The following is a 3,774-nucleotide window of genomic DNA, read 5'->3' on the forward strand; positions in this document are numbered from 1 at the left end:
CGGCAATACGCTTGAGGATCCTTAAAAGAAAGTCCAGTTTATCCTTCCCACTCCAAACCTCCCATTTCCCGATGTCCAAGAAATGGGAGGCAGTTCACTTTCCCCTTTGTGGTGGTTTTAAGTGGCGCGGGCGGTTAGGCCTGGAAGGTATCGTGGTCGGGGGCGAAGGACTGCATGGCTGCGATGGTGCGGTCGAAGAGCTCAGGAAGCTCCCAGCCCAGCATCTCGGCGCCCTGCGAAATCACGTCGCGCGAGCAGCCGGCGGCAAAGCGCTTGTCCTTGAACTTCTTCTTGAGCGACTTGGTCGTAAAGTCCATAACGCTCTTGCTCGGGCGCATGATGACTGCAGCGCCGATCAGGCCGGTGAGCTCATCGCAGGCAAACAGGATCTTTTCCATCTGCAGCTCGGGCTTGGGCAGCGAGGTATTGAAGTCCGACGTGTGCGTCTGGATGGCGCGAATGAGCTCGGGAGACGCACCTTCATCCTTAAGAATCTTGGCAGCATAGATGGTGTGGTTCATGGGGTCGTCCTCATGCTCCTCCCAATCCAGGTCGTGCAGCAGACCGACGATGCCCCAAAACTCCTCGTTCTCGGGGTCGAACTCGCGCGCAAAGTAGCGCATAGTGCCCTCGACCGTCTCGCCATGGGTGATATGGAACGGGTCCTTGTTGTGCTCATTGAGCAGTTCGAACGCGCGGTCGCGGGTGATTCCGGCGGTAAGCGGCTCTGCCATAAGAGACTCCTTGTGCTCGTGGGTATCGATGAGAATGAATACTACTAGAACAAGAAAACCACCACAAAGGTGCCTGTTCCCTTTGTGGTGGTTTTTGGCGCGGATGGGTTAGTTGAGGGCGGCTTGGGCTAGGCGGGCTTCGGCGGCCTCCTCGGTGACGCCAAGGGCCACGGCGAACTCCTCGATGGAGCGGCGTTTGGCCTCCTTGAGTACGCGCATGTAGTAGGAGCTGGGTTTTTTATCAGCTTCCTCGGCCTGGCGAATGCGGTGCATCATGGTCTTTGCCACGCGGACCGTCTCGGGCGCGCCCAGCTTGAGCTGCTGCTTAAAGTGTGTCTCCTCAAGCGAGCTGTTGCGCTCGGTAAAGGTGTCGCACTCCAGCTCGTCATAGTGGCTCAGCAGGTGCTCGGCATCTTGCTGAGAGATGGCGGCGTGCAGACGGTCGGCCTGCGCCACGGGGTACATGAGGATCGTCTGCGCATGTCCCTGCTTGGTCTCGAGCAGTAGCATGGGCTGCGGTGTGTCGTCCCTAAAACCGACGACGGTGCAGACTCCCTGGCCCGGATGAATGACGTGTTGACCGATTGAGAACATGCTACCTCCAACTTATACGAATTTACGTATGTCTAGAATAACACGCTGACGTGCGCAAACCCGTACTTTATGCAGGAAAAGCACACAACTCTGATAGGTAAGAGTATTCGATAACAGACGCAGCTCATTCACACCTTTATGCATTTTCAACGCCTGCATAATCTGCAGGCAGACCGGCATCTTTGAGTGACTCCATACAAGCTGTAGTCATTTTTGTGCATATGCAATATCTATTAGCTTTACCCTGCGACAGTGCCCGTCGCTTGTGATAGAGTGCTACAAACTCTGGCTTTTGCCCTACGAGTGACCAAGAGCTCGGGGGCTTTAACACAAGGAGGATCTATGCCCGAGAAGATTGAAGAGCTGGTACGCGCTGCGCTTGCTGCGGCCCAGGAGGCCGGCGACCTTTCCGCATTTGAACTTGACGATTGCGCTATCGAGCGACCGGCTGACACTTCTCATGGCGAGTGGACCTCTACCATGGCCCTGAAGTCCGCCAAGCTGGCCCACTGCGCCCCGCGCGAGATCGCCGAGGCCATCGTTGCCCATATGCCCGAGGACCCCGCGATCGAGAAGGTCGAGATCGCAGGCCCCGGCTTCATCAACTTCTACCTCTCCGTTGCCGTCAAGAATGCCATCTTTGGCGAGGCTCGCGAGAAGGGTATGGACTTCGCTAAGTCCAACGTCGGTGGTGGCCTGAAGACCCAGGTCGAGTTCGTTTCCGCCAACCCCGTCGGCCCCATGCACATCGGCCACGGCCGCTGGGCCGCGCTGGGCGACTCGCTCTGCCGCGTTATGGATCACGCCGGTTACGACATCCAGCGTGAGTTCTACATCAACGACCACGGCTCTCAGATGAACACCTTCGGCAACTCCATCAGCACGCGCTATATGCAGCTTGCCGACATCATCGCCAAGCAGGGCGTGGATATCGACGAGGCTCACAAGCTGCTGATCGCCGACCGCGACGCCTTTGTTGCCGACGAGAACGACGAGCATCCCGAGACCCATCCGTATCAGGACAACTTTGCCGAGACCCTGGGCAAGGACTCCTACGGCGGCGACTACATCATCGACGAGGCCGCCGAGTTCTGGCGCACCGACGGCGATAAGTGGGTCAACGCCGATCCGCAGGAGCGCATGGAGAGCTTCCGCGAGCGCGGCTATGTAAAGATGGTCGACAACATGCGCGACCTTTGCCATGCCGTTAACTGCGACTTCGATCGTTGGTTCTCCGAGCGCTCGCTGTATGTGAAGGACACCGAGGGCGAGACCGCCGGCACCTCCGCCGTCGACCGCGCTTTTGAGAAGCTCGACAAGATGGGCTATCTCTACACCAAGGACGGCGCCCTGTGGTTCCGCTCCACCGACCTGGGCGATGACAAGGACCGCGTTCTGATCAAGTCCGACGGCGAGTACACCTACTTCGCCTCCGACGTTGCCTATCACTGGGATAAGTTCCAGCGCGTCGACCACGTCATCGACATCTGGGGCGCCGACCACCACGGCTACATCGAGCGCGTCCGCTGCGTCTGCGATGCCTTGGGTTACCCCGGCAAGTTTGAGGTTCTGCTGGGCCAGCTCGTCAACCTGCTGCGCAACGGCAAGCCCGTCCGTATGTCCAAGCGTAAGGGCACCATGGTGACCCTGCAGGAGCTCGTCGACGAGGTCGGCTCCGACGCTGCCCGTTACACCCTCATCTCCAAGAGCTCCAACCAGATGGTCGACTTCGATATTGAGGCCGTCAAGAAGCGCGACAACTCCAACCCGGTGTACTACGTGCAGTACGCTCACGCCCGCGTGTGCTCCATCCTGCGCCGTGCCGCTGACGTTACGCCCGAGCAGGCTGACGAGATGGGCATGAAGGCCGTCGCCGCCAAGGCCATCGGTGAGAACGTCGATTACTCGCTGCTGACCGACCCGACCGAGCTCGCCCTTTCGCGCAAGCTCAACGAGCTCACCGACCTCATCGCCAGCTGCGCTCGCGACCGCGCCCCGTTCCGTCTGACGCACTTTGCTGAGGAACTCGCCGGCGACTTCCACAGCTTCTACGCTGCCTGTCAGGTGCTGCCGAGCGAGGGCCGTCCCGTCGACCCCGAGCTTTCGCGTGCCCGTCTGGCCGCTTGCGATGCCGTCCGTGTGACGCTCGCCCTGGTGCTCACCCTCGTTGGCGTTTCCGCGCCCGAGCAGATGTAAGCTACGGGTCATTTGACCGTGTAGGTTCGGCTTTGCTGAGCCCTATAAGCCCGATCTCCCACGGAGGTCGGGCTTTTTGCAAACGCCGACGTATTGACGAATTTGGAACTGCTGGAAATACGAAACTATGCCGGTTTACTACGATGAAATGAGAAATTCCAACCACGCCGGCTTTTCGCTAAAAAGTGCAAGGCATCTACCTGCACTGATAATTGTCCTTGGGGGAAGCGGGCACTGCGGGGGCGCGTCA

At 59.1% G+C, this 3,774-nt stretch carries 3 protein-coding genes; 1 reads left to right on the forward strand and 2 read right to left on the reverse strand.

The features are described 5' to 3' along the window. Window positions 1-134 precede the first annotated feature (134 nt). Window positions 135-734 carry an HD domain-containing protein gene (locus KSY82_RS10080; protein ID WP_006235479.1) on the reverse strand — a complete coding sequence of 200 codons (600 nt, stop codon included), beginning with the start codon at window positions 732-734 and terminating at the stop codon, window positions 135-137. A gap of 108 nt (window positions 735-842) precedes the next feature. Beyond that, a complete protein-coding gene (locus tag KSY82_RS10085; RefSeq protein WP_006235480.1) occupies window positions 843-1,328 on the reverse strand; it encodes a CarD family transcriptional regulator in 486 nt (161 codons plus the stop codon). 342 nt (window positions 1,329-1,670) lie between these two features. On the opposite strand from KSY82_RS10085, the gene argS reads away from it, so the two are divergent. Next, window positions 1,671-3,524 carry an arginine--tRNA ligase gene (gene argS, locus KSY82_RS10090; protein WP_217751108.1) on the forward strand — a complete coding sequence of 618 codons (1,854 nt, stop codon included), beginning with the start codon at window positions 1,671-1,673 and terminating at the stop codon, window positions 3,522-3,524. Window positions 3,525-3,774: the final 250 nt, after the last annotated feature.

It is taken from the genome of Collinsella aerofaciens (assembly GCF_019131995.1).
GTDB lineage: Bacteria > Actinomycetota > Coriobacteriia > Coriobacteriales > Coriobacteriaceae > Collinsella > Collinsella aerofaciens_S.

Bases quoted from the DNA above. Each gene is read 5' to 3' on its own strand.
- KSY82_RS10080 (WP_006235479.1), bottom strand. From the start codon at position 734: ATGGCAGAGCCGCTTACCGCCGGAATCACCCGCGACCGCGCGTTCGAA.
- KSY82_RS10085 (WP_006235480.1), bottom strand. From the start codon at position 1,328: ATGTTCTCAATCGGTCAACACGTCATTCATCCGGGCCAGGGAGTCTGC.
- argS (WP_217751108.1), top strand. From the start codon at position 1,671: ATGCCCGAGAAGATTGAAGAGCTGGTACGCGCTGCGCTTGCTGCGGCC.